This is a genomic window from Burkholderia sp. Se-20373 (assembly GCF_017104705.1).
GTDB lineage: Bacteria > Pseudomonadota > Gammaproteobacteria > Burkholderiales > Burkholderiaceae > Burkholderia.
The window spans coordinates 1-18,551 of sequence record NZ_JAAGPH010000149.1 but is presented as its reverse complement, the minus strand read 5'-3'; the positions used below and the strand labels follow the sequence as shown (position 1 = coordinate 18,551).

General features: G+C 62.6%; 16 protein-coding genes, 1 tRNA gene and 2 pseudogenes. 5 read left to right on the top strand and 14 right to left on the bottom strand.

Annotated features, from left to right (window positions below; genetic code table 11):
* Positions 1-199, top strand: a pseudogene (locus G3N96_RS31995) (IS3 family transposase); the annotation flags it as partial.
* 52 nt (positions 200-251) lie between these two features.
* On the opposite strand, the gene G3N96_RS31990 reads toward G3N96_RS31995, so the two are convergent.
* The 11 genes from G3N96_RS31990 to G3N96_RS31940 all read right to left on the bottom strand — a co-directional run bounded on the left by G3N96_RS31990 (position 252) and on the right by G3N96_RS31940 (position 13,687).
* Positions 252-908, bottom strand: coding sequence for a TerD family protein (locus G3N96_RS31990; RefSeq protein WP_124585260.1), 657 nt, complete (start codon positions 906-908; stop codon positions 252-254).
* Positions 909-1,008: 100 nt separating this feature from the next.
* Entirely contained in the window at positions 1,009-2,025 is a 1,017-nt protein-coding gene (locus G3N96_RS31985; protein WP_089445994.1) for a DUF475 domain-containing protein, read from the bottom strand.
* A 44-nt stretch (positions 2,026-2,069) separates the two neighbouring features.
* On the bottom strand, positions 2,070-2,816 hold the full coding sequence (locus G3N96_RS31980) for a VWA domain-containing protein (RefSeq protein WP_206139674.1): 747 nt from the start codon (positions 2,814-2,816) through the stop codon (positions 2,070-2,072).
* Between the two features lie 20 nt (positions 2,817-2,836).
* On the bottom strand, positions 2,837-3,940 hold the full coding sequence (locus G3N96_RS31975; protein ID WP_206139673.1) for a toxic anion resistance protein: 1,104 nt from the start codon (positions 3,938-3,940) through the stop codon (positions 2,837-2,839).
* Between the two features lie 432 nt (positions 3,941-4,372).
* Positions 4,373-5,428, bottom strand: coding sequence for a virulence factor (locus G3N96_RS31970; protein WP_206139672.1), 1,056 nt, complete (start codon positions 5,426-5,428; stop codon positions 4,373-4,375).
* A 128-nt stretch (positions 5,429-5,556) separates the two neighbouring features.
* Positions 5,557-5,820, bottom strand: coding sequence for a PAAR domain-containing protein (locus G3N96_RS31965; protein ID WP_011352637.1), 264 nt, complete (start codon positions 5,818-5,820; stop codon positions 5,557-5,559).
* Positions 5,821-5,829: 9 nt separating this feature from the next.
* The gene (locus G3N96_RS31960; RefSeq protein WP_206139671.1) at positions 5,830-7,311 is read right to left on the bottom strand and encodes a virulence factor; all 1,482 of its coding nucleotides are present in this window, start codon (positions 7,309-7,311) and stop codon (positions 5,830-5,832) included.
* On the bottom strand, positions 7,308-9,554 hold the full coding sequence (locus tag G3N96_RS31955) for a hypothetical protein (RefSeq protein WP_206139670.1): 2,247 nt from the start codon (positions 9,552-9,554) through the stop codon (positions 7,308-7,310). The genes G3N96_RS31960 and G3N96_RS31955 overlap by 4 nt, the downstream gene beginning before the upstream one ends.
* Positions 9,555-9,577: 23 nt before the next feature.
* Positions 9,578-12,355, bottom strand: coding sequence for a type VI secretion system tip protein VgrG (locus G3N96_RS31950; protein WP_206139669.1), 2,778 nt, complete (start codon positions 12,353-12,355; stop codon positions 9,578-9,580).
* A gap of 231 nt (positions 12,356-12,586) precedes the next feature.
* Positions 12,587-13,012, bottom strand: coding sequence for a hypothetical protein (locus tag G3N96_RS31945; protein ID WP_206139668.1), 426 nt, complete (start codon positions 13,010-13,012; stop codon positions 12,587-12,589).
* A 45-nt stretch (positions 13,013-13,057) separates the two neighbouring features.
* Positions 13,058-13,687 carry a LysE family translocator gene (locus G3N96_RS31940; RefSeq protein ID WP_206139667.1) on the bottom strand — a complete coding sequence of 210 codons (630 nt, stop codon included), beginning with the start codon at positions 13,685-13,687 and terminating at the stop codon, positions 13,058-13,060.
* A 186-nt stretch (positions 13,688-13,873) separates the two neighbouring features.
* Between G3N96_RS31940 and G3N96_RS31935 the strand changes: the two genes are divergently transcribed.
* From G3N96_RS31935 to G3N96_RS31920, 4 genes are all read left to right on the top strand, one after another.
* Positions 13,874-13,964 (top strand) — tRNA-Ser (locus G3N96_RS31935).
* Between the two features lie 120 nt (positions 13,965-14,084).
* Positions 14,085-14,426 (top strand): hypothetical protein, encoded by a 342-nt coding sequence (locus G3N96_RS31930; RefSeq protein ID WP_206139666.1) that lies wholly within the window; start codon positions 14,085-14,087, stop codon positions 14,424-14,426.
* 35 nt (positions 14,427-14,461) lie between these two features.
* Entirely contained in the window at positions 14,462-15,070 is a 609-nt protein-coding gene (locus G3N96_RS31925; protein WP_206139665.1) for a DUF2939 domain-containing protein, read from the top strand.
* A 175-nt stretch (positions 15,071-15,245) separates the two neighbouring features.
* Positions 15,246-15,821 (top strand): hypothetical protein, encoded by a 576-nt coding sequence (locus G3N96_RS31920; RefSeq protein WP_241022920.1) that lies wholly within the window; start codon positions 15,246-15,248, stop codon positions 15,819-15,821.
* A gap of 65 nt (positions 15,822-15,886) precedes the next feature.
* On the opposite strand, the gene G3N96_RS31915 is transcribed toward G3N96_RS31920, so the two are convergent.
* From G3N96_RS31915 to G3N96_RS31905, 3 genes and pseudogenes are all read right to left on the bottom strand, one after another.
* Positions 15,887-17,902 carry a sodium:solute symporter family protein gene (locus G3N96_RS31915; protein WP_206139664.1) on the bottom strand — a complete coding sequence of 672 codons (2,016 nt, stop codon included), beginning with the start codon at positions 17,900-17,902 and terminating at the stop codon, positions 15,887-15,889.
* A 3-nt stretch (positions 17,903-17,905) separates the two neighbouring features.
* Complete coding sequence (locus tag G3N96_RS31910; protein WP_124585238.1) at positions 17,906-18,250, bottom strand: DUF4212 domain-containing protein; 345 nt, start codon at positions 18,248-18,250, stop codon at positions 17,906-17,908.
* Positions 18,251-18,333: 83 nt separating this feature from the next.
* A pseudogene (locus G3N96_RS31905) lies at positions 18,334-18,551 on the bottom strand (acetyl-coenzyme A synthetase); the annotation flags it as partial.

The following is an 18,551-nucleotide window of genomic DNA, read 5'->3' as shown; positions in this document are numbered from 1 at the left end:
AGCCTGCCGATACATGGGCATCAGTCGCCAAGCGTATTACAAGCGCTTCCAAAGTGAGGAACGTCGCTGCGCGCAGGCCGATATCGTGACGACACTAGTACGGGATGTACGGCTGCGTCAGCCCCGAATAGGGACACGGAAAATGCATCATCTGCTCGGGCCAGCGGTGGTCGAGCGTGGCATCAAGGTGGGTCGGGAATCGCTGCTTCCTGCCCGGCGCGGCGGCACCCCGCCGGCCGGGCTGCCGCCAGTCAGACCGCGCCGCCGTACGCGCGCACGAAGTCGCCCAGGCCACGGTTGTAGCCGGCGCCGACCGCCTTGAACATGAAGTGGCCGTCGCGGCGATAGAAGCTGCCGACCTGCACCGACGTCTCCATCGAGAAGTCTTCCTCGAGCGCGTACTTCGCGATCACCGCGCCCGACACTTCGTCGGCGATCTGGATGTAGCTGTTGCGCACCTGGCCGAAATTCTGGCGGCGCGCGTCAGCCTGGTCGATCGTCACGACCACCGAGATCTCCTCGATGTCCGCGGCCAGCTTCGTCATGTCGATGAAGATCACCTCGTCGTCGCCGTCGCCGCTGCCCGTGCGGTTGTCGCCGCTATGCACGACACCCAGGCACTTCGACGCGGGCATCCCGCGCTTCGGGAAATCGTCGCCCGGCTGGATGAAGGTGTCCTTGCGCTCCATCGTGCGCACTTCGCTGTTGTAGAACACGAAGTGCTGATCCGAGATCAGCTTCGGATTGCTCTGCGCGTCGTACTTGCACAGGAACACCGACACGTCGAGATCGAAGTCCGTACCCGTGTCCGTCGCGTTCGCATCCCAACCGAGACCGATGCGGAACTTCTGCGTGCCGGGCGCTTCCTTCGACAGATTGACGCGACCGCCTTTCGACAAATTGATCATCTGAACCTCTTCTGCTGGAACCGCCGTTGCGCCGGCGGCAATGCCGAGCCGCCCTGCGCGGCCCCTCGTTGATGGTGTTGGACCCGCACGCGACGCCGGCTCACTCGCCCGCTACAGCCGTGCGGTCTTCCTTGCGTTGCACGACGATCGACGACCACACGGCCGCCGCGATCATCGCCGCACCGACCAGGCCGGTGATGACCTCGGGCACCTCGAACTTCACGCCGAGGAACATGATCGTTGCGAGCGCACCGATTGCCCAGAACGCGCCGTGTTCGAGATAACGGTATTGCGCGAGCGTGCCCTTCTTCAGCAGCACGAGCGTCATCTCCCGGATATAGGCCGCACCGACGCCAAGGCCCAGCGCGATCAGGAAGATGTTGTTCGACAGCGCGAATGCGCCGATCACGCCGTCGAAGCTGAACGACGAATCGAGCACTTCGAGATACATGAAACCCGCGACGCCCTCGCGCACCACGCGCGTGCCCGTCTCCTCGCCGCCGATCAGGTCGCCGATGCCGTGCGCGATCACGAAGCTGATCACGCCGAACGCCCCTGCGAGCAGGAAGGCCACCTGCTCGGCTGCCGGCACGTAGAGCGACGCGACGATGATGATGGCGAGCGTCAGCGCCACTTCCAGCGCCGTGATGCGGCCGAGGTGGCTCATCGGGCCTTCCAGGAAGCCGATCCAGTGTTCGTCCTTCTCGGTGTCGAGCATGAATTTGAAGAACACCATCAGCAGGAACGCGCCGCCGAATGCGGAGACCTGATGATGCGCGGACGTGAGGATCGACGCGTACTGCGCCGGCGACTCGATCGCGAGCTTCAGCGCGTCCCACATGCCGATGTGGCCGATCACGGCAACGATCAGCAGCGGGAACACGAGCCGCATGCCGAACACCGCGACCGGTAGGCCGAACACCATGAAGCGGTTGCGCCACTTCTCCGACCAGTTCTTGAGCACCGAGGCGTTGACGACCGCGTTGTCGAGCGACAACGAGATTTCGAGCACCGACAGGACCGCGACGATCAGCATGTCCTTCACGCCGCCGAGGAGATAGGCCGCGATCAGCGCGAGCACCGTGAGCGACAACGGGATCTTGAAGTCTTTCAACATGATGGGGGTAATCGAGTTCGGGATAAAAGGCGGGCGGGCTGCGCTTACTTCGCGCGCACCCAGTCGCAGAATTCCTGCGTGATCAGTTGTTCGTAGATCTGTTCGTCGCTGACGTCGAGCGATTCGAGATGCAGGAAGCCGACGTTCGGCATCTCGTCCGCGACTTCCGCGAGGAAGCCGAACTCACTCGGATCGCCGACGCCGACGAGCGACCAGTACAGCGGGTAGTGCTGCGACTCGGCGAGCAGCTGGCGCACGCGCTTGCGGTCGTTCTTCGGGTTCTGGCCGTCGGTGACGAACAGCACCCATGCGGGCAGGTGGCCGTTCACCGGCGCGGCGGCGGCCGGCGCGGGCGTCTCGTCCGCTGCGCCGAACAGCCGGCTCAGGAAGCCGCGCTTCTCTTCGCGCTTCGGCGACGGCTCCGGCGCACGGAAGAAGAAGTCGACGATGTCGTTCATCACCGGCGCGTACTGCGTGCCGCCCCACTTGTCGATCCGTGCATTGAGCACGTGGTCGGAGATATACGAGCCGTAGTTGTCCGGCGTCGCGGTCGGCAGGCGGTCGTAGCCTTCGGTGAAGGTCCACGTATCGACTTCGCCGTTGTCGTCGAACTTCAGTGCGATGCCGAGGATCCGGTCGTGCGTGTCCTGGATCACGCCCGACTGGTACAGCGGCTTCGCGGAGCCGGAGATGTCGAGCGCCGCCCCGACGCGCACGACGGGCGGCTTCAGGATCTGGCGTTTTTCGAGGACGATCGCGACCTTCGCCGCGCGTTTCTCAAGCGTAATCATGCGGTGTTCTCTCGGTTCTTTCAGTTGTGCTTCGGAGCGAATCGGGTGATCAGGTCCTGTTCGAGCTGGCGCAGGCGCGGTGCGTCCTGCTCACGCTGGCGACGGCCGTCGGCGATGATCTGCGTGATGTCGTCGAATGCGCCGAACAGCTGCTGCTGCGCGTATTCGAACGTGTCGGTCGAGATCACCGGGCGCTGGCTCAGCTTCGCGACTTCCTGCGCGTTCTGGCGGTTCAGGTCGGCCTGCGCACGGATCGCCTCGTCGGCCGCGTCGTACGTCGCATTGGCGAGCGCCGCCGCGCGCTTCGTGCTGAGCTGCTCGAGGTAGAGCGCGAACGCGTTGGTCCACGCGGGGATCAGCACGGTCTTGATCGTCATGAACTTCGACGTCAGCGTGCGTTTCTGGTCCTGCTCCATCCGGATCTGCGGCGCGAGCTGCTTCGACATCAGCATCGCGCGGTCGAGGTCATCGAGCTTGCTTTCGAGCGCGTCGACCGTGCGCTTCACGTCGAGCAGGCGCTGTGCGGCGAACGCGTCGTCCAACGGCTGCTGGCCGGCCGCGAGATGCGCACGCAGCGTCGCGAGCGCCGTTTCGCCGTGCGCCTTCGACTGCGCGAGCGCCTGGTGCAGCGCGTAGTTGTCGTTGTACATCCGCTCGAGCTCGTCGATGCCGGCCTTCTGGCGCTGCGCATGGTGCTCGAGCTCGACGACGAGCGTGTCCATCCGCTTGCTCACCGACTCGTATTGCGACAGCAGCTTTTCCTTGGTCGAGCGGAACAGCCGCGTGACCTGCGTGAGCAGCCCGCCCTTGTCGGCGCCGCGCGGGTCGAGCCCCTTCGCGGTCGCGATCAGTTCGTTGAGCTTGTCGCCGAACTGGTCGGCATCCGACGCGCGGACGCTTGCGAGAATCTGCTGGGAGAAGGCGGCGATCCGTGTGCCCTGTGTCGCGCCGAGCTGGTCGATCTCGTCGACGGTGATCAGGCGGACGTTCTCGGTCGGGCGTGGTGCCGGCACGGCAACGGCAGCGGCAGGCACGGTGACGGGCGCTGCAACGGGTGACGAAGACGGGGTGGAAGGACGATCGCTGACCGCATCGGAGTTCTTGTCGTCGAATAGCGGCTTCATGTGGCTACCACGTTTCCTTTTCTGCTTTCTGCTGCGTGTTGTCATGCGCGTGAGGCGCGCATCCGCGATTGCCGCCGTGCTCTCTCACGGGCGGCAGACGGACAATAAATGGCGACGACGCGGTGCGTCAAGAGACGTTAATCTTTCAATATCCATACGCTTTGTAATGTATACGATGGAAGTCTCGATACGGCTCCCGGTGACGTGAGGACAAATGCCTTGATGGAGCGTGAACCGGCGATTTTCGGGAAACGTAGGCAGCGGGCATTAGAAAGTATTTTGAAAGAATTTGCCTCTTGCCATTCCACTGATTGTTACAGATGGCTTAATGCGGCGAAGAACCATTGTCGCGACGCATCGGGCGGCGGTAAATCCGCCGAAGTCAGTCATGCAGACGCGCAATGCATGGCGACAATCGTCCTGTGGCGGGTTCTACTCCGAATAGCCCTGCGACGCCGGACGTGCATCATGACGACGGCCCCACCACGGCAAGCACGCGTTGTTTTCACCGCGTGCACGGAACCAGTTCTTGCTGGTGTCGATCGGCGTCAGCTTCGACGGTGCGGCCACCACCACCGCCGTCGGATGCTCGGTGTCGGTCGTTCCCGCCACGAGCACGTTTCCGCCGAGGTGCTTCGCTCGGCCGATCGCCAACGCGACATCGGTCAAGGCCGCGCCGGCACCCATGTCACCGAGCAATGCCGACGTATTGAAGGTCTGTGCACGAAGGTCGTATTCCGGCCGCACCTCGGTCAGTGATCGCGACAGCACGGCGGCCCTTGTCGACGCGGCATCGTTGCCCTTGCCAGCGTCGTGAATGACGTAATTCAGTGACGAGACCGTGACGCCTGCGTTGCTCGCCGCCGCGTCGATCGTCGACGCCGATGCCTGCACCACGCGGCTCATGCCTCGCTTCGTCTCGAAATCGTCGATGTTGCTTCGTGCGGCCTTGCCGATCCAGGCCAGTGGTTCGCGCTCGGTCTTCAGATTCGGGCCGGCGAGGAACAGCAGCACCATGTTCTCGTTGGTCTGTTCGTCCTGCGGCGGAAAGCTCGGCGCGTCCCAGTTCATCACCCAGATGCTTTTGTCGGGGTGAGCGGCCAGATAATCCAGTGCGGCGTTCAGCGACGTGAAGCCGGCGTTGCCTTGACCTGACGTCACGTGGACATCGGGTGGCGTATCGCGGCTCCATAGATCTTTTGCGGACGGGTTGCCGATTTCGAACATGCTTGCAATCTCGCCGCGCAAATTTGGCTTGACCAGCCCGAGCGTCCACTGCATTTGCCGCTCTGTCGGATAGTCGCGCCGTTGCAGCGGATTGAGCCATGCAAGTCCGACGACCTGGGCCACGAACGGCACTGCGGATGCGCCCTCGACGGCTTGCGTCGAGGCGGCGTTCATCTCCGCACGCACTGGCAAGACCAACAGGATTGTCGCTGCCGCGATCACAACGGATTCGACGTGTCTGACAAGAGTGAGACGGGACATGAATATTCCCGATCAAGCCGGTCAGCAATGCGTTGGCTGTCGACCAGCAGGCACCGGAGCCCGGCCGGAACCGGAACCCCCGTCTTCATTCCCAATGGCGAGTACGTCGTGACAATCGTCCCAACGACTCATTCCCGCCCGGACGACGCCAGACTCGAAATCAGCGTCGCGCCACACGAAGTCTTGTGACCATCGAACGCCGCGGGTTTTCCGTCGACGATCACCTGCGGATCGCCTTCGGCGATAAAGCAGGCCTGATGCCCCGAAATCGGGCAGACGCACGTGTCGCCGAGTCGGGCGACCGGCCGCCCCATCACTTCACTGACCGCACTCCCGGTCACGACCTGGCCGCCGTGGCTCGTCGCGTCGCCGACCCGAATGATGCCGCGCATGCGGGCTCCTTATTCCGAATAGCCTTGTGTCGTCGGGCCCGAATCGTGACGGCGCCCCCACCAAGGCAGGTACGCACTGTTTCCGCCACGTGCGCGGAACCAGTTCTTGCTGGAGTCGATCGGCGTCAATTTCGAAGGGGCGACGACAACCACCGCGGTCGGATGCTCGCTGTCGGTCGTTCCTGCAACGAGCACGTTTCCGCCGAGGTGATTCGCTCGGCCTATCGCGAGTACGACATCCGTCAGCGCCGCGCCAGCGCCCATGTCGCCGAGCAACGCTGATGTGTTGAAAGTCTGCGTACGGAAGTCGTATTCCGGCAACACGTCCGTCAGCGTTTGCGACAGCGAGGCGATCCGCGTCGATGCAGCATCGCTGCCCTTTCCTGCGTCGTGCACGACGAAATTCAACGACGACACGGGCACACCCGCATTGCTCGCCGCCGTGTCGATTGTCGACTTCCATGCCTGTACCGCGCGGCTCGCGCCTTGCTTCGCCTCGAAATCCTTGATGTTGCCTCGTGCAGCCTTGCCGATCCAGGCAAGCGGCTCACGCTCGGTCTTCATATCCGGGCCAGCCAGAAACAGCACCACCATGTTCTCGTTGATCTGTCCATCTTGCGGCGGAAAGTTCGGCGCATCCCAATTCATTACCCACGCGCTTTTGTCCGGATGTGCCGCCAGATAGTCCAGCGCTGCGTTCAATGACGTAAAACCAGCATTCCCTTGCCCTGCCGTCACGTGTACGTCGGGTGGCGTATCACGGGTCCAAAGATTTTTCGCGGAGGGATTACCGATTTCGAAGATGGTAACGATGCGGTCGCGCAGATAGGAGCCAGCCGACGCAGGATCAACTCGGCCAGAAGGAACTGCCAGCTCGACATGCATGCCTGCCAACTCTCGCCACTTTCGTTGCTCGCTCGGGCTGACTGTATAAAAATAACCTTCGCCAGTAAAATACGGCACACGGAAGAGTATCAGAAGTTTATCGACATATTTCTCATAAAAACCAGAAAAAGATTCGCGCCCACGACGACCATCCGCAACAATGGAAATTGGCTGCAACGTCGAATATTTACTCGGATTCGTTCGAACCATATCATCGTTGACGTTCGGCTTGACCAGACCGAGTGTCCACAATATTTGCCACTCGGTAGGGTAATCCCTGCGTTGAAGCGGATTCATCCAGCCTAGCCCCACGACCTGAGCAACGAAGGGTTTGGATGAACCAGTTCCAGCAATCGGGATTGCCTTATCGGCCGACGATGCAGCGACTGCGCGTGGAGTTGCAATCACCGTTGCAAATGCAAACACCATGACTGCCACGAGGCCAGGGACCAGCACCAGTCGTTTCATCAGATTACCCATACTCAATAACTCTCCCGCCGGCTTGCCGGACGAAATCAATATCAAAAACGATGCCCCTGAAGCAAGGAACAATGCAAGACCAGCAAGGCCGACCCGACGCGGCCAAGTGGCAATGACCGCTCTCATAAAATTCCTCCCAACTTCAGGAAAAATCCGCCATCTCGCTCGTCATATATTTTTGGCGGCATCTTTGCATGCTCATCTTTATTTGCCCACTCATGTAAAAATAGATCGCCATACTTTCCGGTGTTTATATAATCAGCCAACTTAAAATTCGGATCACCCTTCATTACTTCGCCGGCGAATCGCCAGTCGGCCTGAAGTCTTGCATTCTCAAAGTCATCTTCTGTCAGATAACAAAGGCCAATCGCCACATCATAGGCCAGTGCCCTCTCAGCATGGTCCTTGTTGGTCATGATGGTCGAATGGTTGGTGGGGTTGTTCTTGTCCCCTCCGTTCAGGATCGCGAAGATCTCCTTGTTTCTCCATTCGATGTAATCAGCGCTCGCTGCGTCCGGATTGTCCTCTCCGATCACTTTTCCTGCCTCGTTGACCCAGCGGCGGTTCCCTGATCTTCGCGCTTCCATCCGGAGAATAGAATGATCCTCGTATCGCTGCGCAGCCTCGGATGCGGCGTTGCCCTTCGCTTTCAGCGCGTCTCCCTCAGGAGTGGCGAATTTTTCCGACTGTTTGTCGAAGTTGTCGTACGGATCGTCATCCCGCTTGTTCTTCTTGTTTGCATCGAGCCCAGCCGACGGCGGATCGTAGCCCTCGTTGAAGTCTCCTCCTTCGAGCTGTTTCCCGTTCGCATCGCGCGCACCCGATGGCTCGCCATAGCGCAACGCCTTTGGAAAGAAGCGCGTTTCCTTGTCGAGCATCGGTGCGGTAATCGGGATTTCCCATTTTTCCGGAGGCAGGGCATTGACCTCCATGTCCGACAAGTTGAACAGGTAAACGGCCGGGCTCGTTACAAACGTGAAAAACTTCGCGATCCACCCTTCATTGGAATGCATGCCTCGCGCAAACCCGTACCGCGCGGGCGGTGATGGCGGATACCAAAAACCCTCCGTTTTGTTCTTGCTGCTACGCCAGTCATCCTCCCAATACCGGTATAGCTTGTTGTCACCGCCGACTTCGAAATTCGACGCGAACACGCGTTGCGAGAAAACACCCCATGCGTTCGTCGCACTGATCTCTTCAATACTCATGCCGCGCCAGCCGATCCCTTGAACGGTCAGAGCTGAAATGACCTGATCATGCGGGCAGCAGTACAGCGTCACTCTTCCGTAGGTGTTTGTCCCGTACAACCCGTGCGCCTCCCGATCTTTGGCAGCGCTATACGGCTTACCCCCGTTCTTCGACGGCCTTGCGTTTTCCATTGCCCGATCGAGATCCTCTGCAGGCATCTCCAGATCGGCTCGAGCGCGCAGGATATCGAAGTACTCCCTCAGCGTTTCCTTGCGTGCGACATAGGTCTCGCGCCCCACGTGCCCGTTCTTGTCGCGTACCCCGCGCTGTGCCCAGGTATCGGTGAAGTTGCCCTCCACTAGGCTGTACGGCGGATTGGCGAGAACATAAGTGTCCGCGACGCAGCGTCCTGTCTTGCCCCACTGATCCGTCACCTCCTGCAACCGGTCGCCAAGGAATGCAGCGGCGAGCCCGATCATGTTTCCCTGGCTGTGGCACACGATCGTGATCGGCACGTCGGCCTGCCGCTTGCGGATCCATTCGACCAGGCGCGCAAGTCGCAGTGCACCCAGCACGCCATAAGCGCGCGGCGGTGTCGAATAGATCTTGCGATTGCCGATCGAATTCATGTGCTGGACGGTCAGCCACAGAAAAAGCCGGTCGTGCAACCCGTCATTCCACAGATCCGGCAGACTCGAACACCCGCCCGCGAACGGCCCGCCGCCCCAATAATTGTTCTCGTTGAGCATGATCTTGTCGCCATACTTCTTCAGCTCGTCAGCATTCGCTGAGTAGCCCCACCGGAAGTGAATGACAGGCGAAAAAGACGGATCGGACTTGATGTACGTCTGCGAGGACATTTCCGGATTCAGAAATCCGTCAGGTGTCAGGCTTTCGATATAGCTGACCGGCGTCATCTGCCCGGCCACCGGCCCAAAATGGAACAGTTGATCGTCATACCGCCCCATGCGCCGGTTCAATCCAGCGCACAGCCCTTCCTCGGCGTCCTTGAACCACTCGCCCTCCGAATTCACCCCGTGAACGAAAATGACGACGCCCGGCAGCGGCATCTGCATCACGCATTGGAGATCGTCCCGGTTGAACAGCGTCGTCCCCGCTCCACCACCCACCGCCATCTTCGACGGGTCGTCCGGGTTCTGCGAAAAGTTGTAGTTGAACATGTTGTTTTTCTTGAAGACTCAGCTCAGGTTCTCGACTTGAAGAAGCGCACCGCCAATTGTTCGAACTGATCGCTGCTGACCGGCGCCAGCTTGCCTTGCGCGTCGGTCTTCCCCTTGATCAACTCGCCCGATGCCTTGCGCACCTCGGCTTCCATCCCTTCGACCGGCTGCCCGTCGGTCGCCCGAACCAGCTTCGGCACCCGCCCCAGCGAACCCTGGTCGAACTTCGGGAAATCGGTGCTCATGCTCGCCGGCCCGGCCCATGTATGTGACGCGGACTTGACGGTGAAACTCCCCGGACACCCGAGCTCGATATCTCCGCCCTGCAGCTTCAGATACGCGCCGCCCGACGTCACGAACACGACCTGCTCGCTGGCCATGCCCGCGAGCTTTCCGCCTCCCGCCGTCATCTGGATATTTTTCGCGGAATCGATCTGCGTATCGTCGTTCTGGCTCTGCAGCGCTACCTTCCCCTGGTTGGCGATCGCCGAGACCCCTTCGCTGTGTGCAAACATCGCCACGCCATGCCCGGCCTGCAGGTTGATCCGCTGTCCGCTCGTGTACTGCAGGTGGTTCTGCGCGACGATGTCGACGTTGCCGCCCGCATGGGTCGTGACAGTCTTCGGCGTCGCGATGCTGATCCCGGCCGGCGCGGTGATGCCGATCGCCGCCATCGATGCGCCTGGCGATTCGCCGCCACCGGCGGCTTCCCCGTTCGGCCAGCCTTTCACCGTCGTCATCAGCGCGTCGTGCGGCTGCGTATCGGGCGCCACGCCCTGATGCTGGCCCGCATAGTCGCCGAGACTCTTGAACAGCTCGACGCACTCCTGCATCAGTTGCAGGTACTCGTCCCGCGCCAGGTGGCCGTCGCTCGCGCGCAGCCGTTCCCAGGCCGAGATCAGCATCGCCTTGCCGCTGCGAATCGCCACGTGCGCATCGCTGCGCAACTCGGCGCCCTCGCCGCGCGCCGTACCCTGACCGTTATCGCGCGGCTGCGTCAGATAGCCGAGGTTCAGCTGGCTATGCGCATGCTCGCTCGCCAGCTGGCTGCTGATTTGCCCCGGCGTATCGTCGAAGCGGATCTGGTTGTACCGCTGCCCCTTGATTTCCTTCGTCTTCGTGCCGGACAGATAACGGTTGCCCGGCAGCGCGCCGGTGTGGCTGAAGGTCGCCGGCATGTTGGGCCCGTTGGCCAGCACCCCCATCACGACGAGCCGATCAGGATCGCCGCCGATATGGCCGATCAGCACCTCCATGCCGACGCGCGGCAAGGTATTCGCACCGAAGCTCGGCCCGGCGAGCGCGCAGGCGACACGCACCGGCGCGCTGTCTGTCGGCGTGCCGCTCGTTCCGGCGCCCTGCGCATGCGCGTGATCGTCTGCGTTCAACCCCTGGATCTGCACCCGGATGCGGCCCATTTCATCGCAGAACACTTCTTCCCCGTCGGGTCCGACGACGACGGCCGTCATCGGATGCACGGCCGGCAGGTCGACATGGGGATCGTAGGCCGGGGTCAGCGGCACGCCGCGCCGTACGCACGAGAACGTGTTCTCGTAGCGCCTGTCGTTTTCATCGCCCGGCGTGCTGCTCACGTCGGTCGGCACCGCGTTGAACAGCACGCGGCTTGCCGCGAACAACGACTGCGCGCGCTCGTTCAGTTCCTTCGGCAGGTTGTTCCGTACACGGTGATGAAGCGACGTGACGACGAACTGCCGCTGCTCGGCCGGCAATGCGTCGAGCTGTGGATGCTCGGCAAGCGCAAACCAGTGGCCGACGGCCAGGTCGCGCACATTGCTCACACCGTCGACGGATTCCGCGCGCAGTTCGTGCGCAAGCATGCGGTCCTTGCCGATCCGGTCGAGATCGGCCGACGAATTTCCCGCGTGCGGAATATCGATGACACTGTCGGCCAGCAAATGCCCGAGATCGTTGCCGCCGTCGCCCTGGTCGACGATCGTCGCCTGTTCGGTTTGCGACATCCGGCCGGTCTTGTAATCCCATGTCGGCCGGACGATCTTGCCCGGAATCAGGCTGCGGCTCGTCGCCCACAGCGTGATCGAGTCGCGCTCTTCGGTGGCGGCATCACGGTGATAGCGAACGGTCCCGGCAACCGTCTCGGGCAACTTCATCGAATCGTCGGCAAAGACCAGCGTATGAACCGGCGTGTCGTTCGCGTTGCCGTTCGCCCGCTCGCCGGCCTTGCCTGCCTTGACGAAGACGGTCGCACCGTCGCGCCGCAGCAGCCGCCGGATGAAGTGCGCGTCCGACTCGTTGACCTGCCGCGTGAGTTCACGCGCCGGGTAGCGTTCGCCTTGCAGGCCGGACAGGTCGAATTCGAATGCGCCCGCCAGCGCCGAGCTGCGCTGGCGCCACTCCTGGAGCAGCACGCCGAGGATGTCGGGCAGGTTCTTGGTGCGGAACAGTCGTGAATTGGTTCGCCGCTCCATCACCGACAGCACGTCGCGAATCGTCAACTGATAGCAGGTGAGCGAACCGTCCGACTGTCCGGTGCGGACGTCGGTGACGATGCCGTTGACGGTATGGAGACGCCCGCGATCGGTCGTCATCTCGACGGAAACCGGTAGCCCTATGAAGCTGCGGATCGGGAGATCGGCCCGCGCGGACACGCAGGTCAGATGCCCCTCGATGCCCGTCATCAACCCTTCCCGGATGTCGGCATACTGGAGCGCGAGCACCTGCTCGAGCGTCTTCTGGGCAGGCCCCCAGTTCATGCGAACCGGTCGATTGTTCTGATCGACCACCCCGGACGCAAATGTGCGTAGCAATTCGGCTGTATTCACAGCGTGACTCTCAGGATTTTGTTTTACTTCGTTGTTCACCGGGCAATCACGCCCGCTGGTCCGTCCTGGGAGTGCCGCCCGCCTGTTTTTTTCGCGAGCATATCAAATTTGTCAGGCGAGTGACGAAATTTTGAAAGGTTTTAGAGCGCTTTGTGTAATGCTTCCAGCCGGATTTAAAATTTCACAATCTTTCGAATTGACCACATCTCGTCCGGCAACGCCCGGTCGTCGTCATGGTGTCGCGCCGGCCGGCACCTGCCGCATGCCTAACCGCGGCAACACGAACGGCACCGATCGGTCACGAATCGTGAAATCCCACCGCCCTTCGATGTCCACGAACGTCGCGCTGAAATGCCGGTCGTCGGCCCACGTCATGTCGTCCAGATGGCACGACGCGTACATCGCGCCGACCGTGCGCCGCGCGAGTTCCTTCAACGGATCCTTCGACACGAGCGTGAACGTGACGGCCTCCTCGAACAGGCAGTCGTAGTCGGTGACGAGCAGATAGGCGTCCGGCGTCTCGAACTGACGAAGCAGCACATAGCCGGAAACGGTGAGGCCGCAACGTTCGCCGTTCACGAGCACATGGGTGCGTGACGGCCACGTTTCATACGGACCGTCGTGCGTTTCGAGCGTGAAGCGCTCGATCGGCTTCATCGCCGGGCCAGTTGGCGAGAAGTATGTTCCCGATGCATCGCCGCGTCAGCTCGTGGTCTTGCGATACAGCGCGACGTAGCCCGCGAGCATCAGCAGCAGCGACCCGCTGACGCGGTTCAGCCACTTCTCCCCCGCGGCCTTCCACACGCGCACCGAATGCACGCCAAGCAGTGCATAGCCGGTCATCCCGATAACGTCGATCGCGACGATCGTCGCCGCGAGGATCGCGTACTGCGGCGCGATCGCATGCGACCGGTCGACGAACTGCGGCAGCAGCGCGGACATGAACAGGTAGTACTTCGGGTTGCTCATCGCGACGAAAAAGCTCTTCAGGAATGCAGTCCGGCGATCGGGCGTCGCGTGATCGAGCGCCTGCGCAGCGGTGGACCCGCCGGAAGACAGCAGCATCCGCACGCCGACATAGGCGAGCCACGCCGCGCCGGCCAGCTTCAGCGTGACGAATGCCGTTTCCGACGCGTCGAGCAGCATCCCGAGACCGCACCCGACCAGCGCAACGAGCACGACATCGGCCGTGACCGCCCCCAGCATGCCGACCATCGCGTGACGCAACCCGTATCGCGAGCCGTTGCTCATCGCGAGCAACACCGTCGGGCCGGGCGTCGCGACGCCGACGGACAGGATCAGGGCAAAAGCGAGCAAGGCGGACAGCGACATGGCGGGGCGTTCCTGTTGAACGAAGGGCTGGAAAATGCAGGCGGACGGAGCATGATTGCATGATGGCGCAACCGCCCGCTCGACGGTTGTCTGGCGGGCCGCCGACCTCGCGCCCCGTCCGATTTGCATGGATCGTCGGACGGAGTGGCGGACTGCCCCCAGAGTTTGCTATACTCTCGGTCTTCCGGAGAGATGGATGAGTGGTTTAAGTCGCACGCCTGGAAAGCGTGTATAGGTTAATCGCCTATCGGGGGTTCGAATCCCCCTCTCTCCGCCAGTATTCAAAAATGCCCGCGCCAGCGGGCATTTTCGTTTCCGGGGAGAAGCCAGCCGACAGGCCGGCCGGCGCGGGGGATTCGAAGGGATTCGCCTGCAAGCGAATCCGCGGCCCGCGCTCGTGTGGGCGAATCCCCGGACATCCGCAAAAACGGGCGCTTGGCCCGTTTTTCATTTCTGCACGCTGAAGCGTCCGCGGATCGTCGGTGCGGCGACCATTGTCCGCGCCCCCGATGCGCGCTACGCAGACACGCTCGCCATCAGGCGCTTCACCTCGATTTCCGTCATCAGGCATCAAGCGCGGGCGACGGCCAGGCAATTCAATGCGTTTCTCGTCGCAGCATTGCCTTTTTTTGGCCCGACGACGCCCATTCAGTCCGTCATTCAAAATCGCATAACGATCGTAAATCCGCATCGCGGATTGTCGGCCCCTCAAATTCCTGGCATGCGACCGTTAAAATAACGCCCCGATAAACAATATGAACGCGTGTAGAGACCATGAAAAAGAAAAAACTGCTGGCGATCGCCGGGATCGCAATAGCTGCGGGCGTGGCGTCCAGTTATGCGAGCCCGTACATCACCCTGTATCAGATGCGATCGGCCCTGGCCGACAACGATGCCGACTCATTTTCTTCCCATGTCGATTTTCCATCGATGCGAGAAAGCCTGCGTGCGCAACTCATAACCATGATGCAGGCGAAAATGGCGAATTCCCCCGAGATGAACGGCAATCCATTCGCCGATCTGGGAATGGTGATGGCGATGGGTTTCGTGAATCAGGCCATCGACACGATGGTTACTCCGGCGGGCGTCATGACCATGATGGCCCAGGGCGCAGCCAAGCCTGCACGCTCCAGCGTGCAGGCCTCCTCTCCCGAACCATCGGAAACGGCCCAATCGGCGTCCGACGGCGGCACCGCGCCGCAAACATCGAACAGCAAACCGAAAGCCGACTATTCGGCCGGCTACAAGAACTGGTCGACCGTCACCGCAACTGCGCGAAAAGGAACGGACGACGAGGTGACATTCATCCTCAAGCGTGACGGCCTCTGGTCCTGGAAGCTGAGCGCAGTCAATCTGCCGATCGACAAATTCGGTTCAAACTGATCACCAGGAAGCGGCTCGGGCCGTGCGCAGCCGGCCCGCTTCCCTGCTCGATCTGAGCGTGCGGCGCACCGCAACTCCCGAACACCGCACGCTAAAGATGTGTATTCTCCTGACGATATCCAGGGTTTCATCACCGCGAGTCAGATCCATGCGATTGAGTCCACGGTTCGCCACGATGGCTATTGCTGCGACGATGCTGTCCGCTTGCGCGACGGCATTTTCGCCCGCGTCGATCAGCACCACCGTCGCGGTGACCGCTCCCCCGCCGCTCGAAAAATCGCTGCGCGACGGCGGATCGTCGACCGACCTGTCGGTCATCGGTCAGCCCGCATCCCCATTTCGCACGCTGCTTTCCGTTCGCGAATGCGCCGCCAGCAAATGCGCGGCGGGAATTGCCAAGCCGACGCTCGCGGTCACGGTCCAGCGCGTGTCCGAGGGACAGGCAGCGATACGCTTTTCGGTCAACGGAGAGATCGGCAGCAGCCAGACGCTGACATCGCAAGCCGGGAACGCCACGTCGGAAGTCACCATGTCGATCCCGCCCGGCGTGACACCGATCAACGATCGATTTGCCGTCGATCGGGTCGCGACGATCAAGGTTGGCGAGTTCCGCCACGTGGCCTTGCCGCATGGCATCCGTGCCTATGTCTGCGTCGCCATCCCGAACGCGAAAGGGGTAACGGATGGAAGCTGTGATTTCAGCCGGGTGCAGACAACCAAGGGGGCCGAGCTCGGCATTTCAGCGCTCTGACCCACCCGTCCTGGCGCCAACACGGACGCGGCCCGGCACTCGAGCAATGCCGGACGACACTCGCGTCACGGATGCCGGATGTAATCCACCAGCGCCCGCGTATATTCATCCGGCTTTCGATCGCACAAACTCACCACGATCGCCACGGCAAAACCCGCCGGCACCCCGAACACCCCCGAGCTGATCGGCTCGATCCCGAACCACGTGCTCCCCGCGAACCCCGTCAGCTGCGTGAAGTACGGATAGGTCGACACGATGTAGTACACGCACACCGCGAGCCCGGTCACCATCCCCGCGATCGCGCCACGCGTCGTCGTGCGCTTCCAGAACACGCCGAGCACGAGCACCGGAAAGAAGCTCGAGGCCGCCAGCGAAAACGCGGCGCCGACGAGAAACAGGATCTTCCCGGTATTGAGCGACGCGACATACGACGCGAACAGCGCGACACCGAGCAGCAGCACCTTCGAGATCGTCACGCGCCGCTGGCTCGATGCATCGGGCGCGACCATGCAGTAATAGACGTCGTGCGACAGCGCGTTCGCGATCGTCAGCAGCAGCCCGTCCGCGGTCGACAGCGCCGCGGCCAGCGCACCGGCCGCGATCAGCCCCGATACGACATACGGCAGCCCGGCGATCTCCGGCGCGGCCAGCACGACCATGTCCGGCTGCATCTGGATTTCCGACCAGTGCACGATGCCGTCGCGAATCACCTCGACGACGCTGATCAGGTCGGGTTCGAAGTGATGCCATTGCGTGACCCACGCCGGCAATTCGGCGAACGGCCGCCCGACGAGGTTCGCGAGGATCTCGTACTTGATCAGCACCGCGAGCACCGGCACGCTCAGGTAGAACAGCGCGATGAAGAACAGGGTCCACCCGACCGAGCGCCGTGCGGACGCGACCGACGTGGTCGTGTTGTAGCGCGTCAGGATGTGCGGCAGGCTCGCGGTGCCGAGCGACAGGCACAACAGCAACGCAAGGAAATTCCGCTCGCGCGGCTTGCGTTCGTCTTCGCTCGCGGCGGGAAACGGCTCATGCATCGGCACGGGCGGCTCGGCCCGGGCCAGCAGGTCGTCGCGCGCCTGCGTCCACGCGACGCGCGCCGCCGCCGGATCGCGCGGGAAGTCGGCCAGCTCGCGCTCGCGCAGGCTGATCTCGCGCAGCGGCCCGTTGTGGCGCCGCAGGTCGGCCAGCTGGTCGGCGAGATGCCGGCGGGCGTCCGCATAGGATGCCGGCAGCCGGTCGAGCCGCGTCTGGATATCCGCGGCCTGCCGGCGATACGCGTCGCGCACCTGCTGCTCGTCGAACGCATCGCGCACCTGCGCCTCGCGCGCCGCGACGCGCTCCATCAGCTTGCCGTAATTGAACTGCGGCACGGGGCCGAGCCCGTTCTTCATCGCGATCAGCGACACCGGGATCAGGATCGCGCTGATCAGGATGATGTACTGCGCGACCTGCGTCCACGTGACCGCGCGCATCCCGCCGAGAAACGAGCACACGAGGATGCCCGCGAGCCCGCAGAAAATCCCGATCGCGAAATCGACGCCGATGAAGCGCGTCGCGATCAGGCCGATCCCCTGGATCTGAGCGACCAGGTACACGAACGAACACAGGATCGCCGCACCGGCCGCCAGCGCGCGCACGGCCGTACTCGAAAAGCGCGTACCGAGGAAATCGGGAATCGTGTAGCGCGCGAGCTTGCGCACATAAGGCGCGAGCAGGAACGCGACGAGGCAGAACCCGCCCGTCCAGCCCATCACGTAGGCGAGCGCATCGTAGCCGGTCGCGTAGAGCGATCCGGCCAGGCCGATGAACGATGCGGCCGACAGCCAGTCGGCCGCGGTCGCCATCCCGTTGAAGGCAGACGGCACGCGCCGCCCGGCCACGTAGTATTCGACGAGATCGGACGTGCGCGACAGCAGCCCGATCACCGCATACACGGCGATCGGCACGAACAGGAACACGTAGCCGATCCAGACGCCGGAGCCGGTGGCCCGCTCGATCCGCCACATCAGCAGCACGAAGCCGAGAAATCCCAGCGTGTAGAGCGCGTAGGCGCGGATCAGTCGGTGCGTCAGCATGGATCAGCGCCCGCCGTTCGCAAGGCCGGCGCGTGCCGCATGATCGTCGTACGCACGGCGCAGCGTGCGGTCCGCGCGTTGCATCAGCCCGATATAGACGACGATCAGCACGAGATACACGAGAATCGCGCCCTGCGCGCCGACGTAGAACGGCAGGCTGAACCCGGCGAAACGGATCCTGGCGAGCGCGGGCCCGAAGAACGGCACGATGAACGATACCGAAAAGCCGATCACCATCAGCACCGCGATCAGCGCGACGTTGAAGCGCCAGTAGCGTGCGTGGGCGCGTGCGAGCGGCTCGGGAACGGGGGGCGGCGCGGCAGGCGCGGGACGGGTTGGAACGGTCATGCCGTTATGTAACAAAAAGCCCCTGCGCGGGCAATCGGGATTGCCGCGCAGGGGCTCGTGCGCGTGATGCGCAACCGGTACGATCAGCGCACTTCGGCGAGCTGCTCGAGGATGGCCGGGTTCTCGAGCGTGGACGTGTCCTGCGTGATCGCTTCGCCCTTCGCGAGCGAACGGAGCAGGCGCCGCATGATCTTGCCCGAGCGCGTCTTCGGCAGGTTGTCGCCGAAGCGGATGTCCTTCGGCTTCGCGATCGGCCCGATCTGCTTGCCGACCCAGTCACGCAGCGTCTTCGCCAGCGCCG

What these genes read in the sequence shown, in the direction of transcription:
- G3N96_RS31940 (WP_206139667.1), bottom strand. Translation starts at nt 13,687, where the DNA reads ATGTCGCTGTCCGCCTTGCTCGCTTTTGCCCTGATCCTGTCCGTCGGC.
- G3N96_RS31990 (WP_124585260.1), bottom strand. Translation starts at nt 908, where the DNA reads ATGATCAATTTGTCGAAAGGCGGTCGCGTCAATCTGTCGAAGGAAGCG.
- G3N96_RS31965 (WP_011352637.1), bottom strand. Translation starts at nt 5,820, where the DNA reads ATGCGCGGCATCATTCGGGTCGGCGACGCGACGAGCCACGGCGGCCAG.
- G3N96_RS31945 (WP_206139668.1), bottom strand. Translation starts at nt 13,012, where the DNA reads ATGAAGCCGATCGAGCGCTTCACGCTCGAAACGCACGACGGTCCGTAT.
- G3N96_RS31985 (WP_089445994.1), bottom strand. Translation starts at nt 2,025, where the DNA reads ATGTTGAAAGACTTCAAGATCCCGTTGTCGCTCACGGTGCTCGCGCTG.
- G3N96_RS31960 (WP_206139671.1), bottom strand. Translation starts at nt 7,311, where the DNA reads ATGAGAGCGGTCATTGCCACTTGGCCGCGTCGGGTCGGCCTTGCTGGT.
- G3N96_RS31910 (WP_124585238.1), bottom strand. Translation starts at nt 18,250, where the DNA reads ATGACCGTTCCAACCCGTCCCGCGCCTGCCGCGCCGCCCCCCGTTCCC.
- G3N96_RS31970 (WP_206139672.1), bottom strand. Translation starts at nt 5,428, where the DNA reads ATGTCCCGTCTCACTCTTGTCAGACACGTCGAATCCGTTGTGATCGCG.
- G3N96_RS31955 (WP_206139670.1), bottom strand. Translation starts at nt 9,554, where the DNA reads ATGTTCAACTACAACTTTTCGCAGAACCCGGACGACCCGTCGAAGATG.
- G3N96_RS31920 (WP_241022920.1), top strand. Translation starts at nt 15,246, where the DNA reads ATGGCTATTGCTGCGACGATGCTGTCCGCTTGCGCGACGGCATTTTCG.
- G3N96_RS31980 (WP_206139674.1), bottom strand. Translation starts at nt 2,816, where the DNA reads ATGATTACGCTTGAGAAACGCGCGGCGAAGGTCGCGATCGTCCTCGAA.
- G3N96_RS31975 (WP_206139673.1), bottom strand. Translation starts at nt 3,940, where the DNA reads ATGAAGCCGCTATTCGACGACAAGAACTCCGATGCGGTCAGCGATCGT.
- G3N96_RS31925 (WP_206139665.1), top strand. Translation starts at nt 14,462, where the DNA reads ATGAAAAAGAAAAAACTGCTGGCGATCGCCGGGATCGCAATAGCTGCG.
- G3N96_RS31915 (WP_206139664.1), bottom strand. Translation starts at nt 17,902, where the DNA reads ATGCTGACGCACCGACTGATCCGCGCCTACGCGCTCTACACGCTGGGA.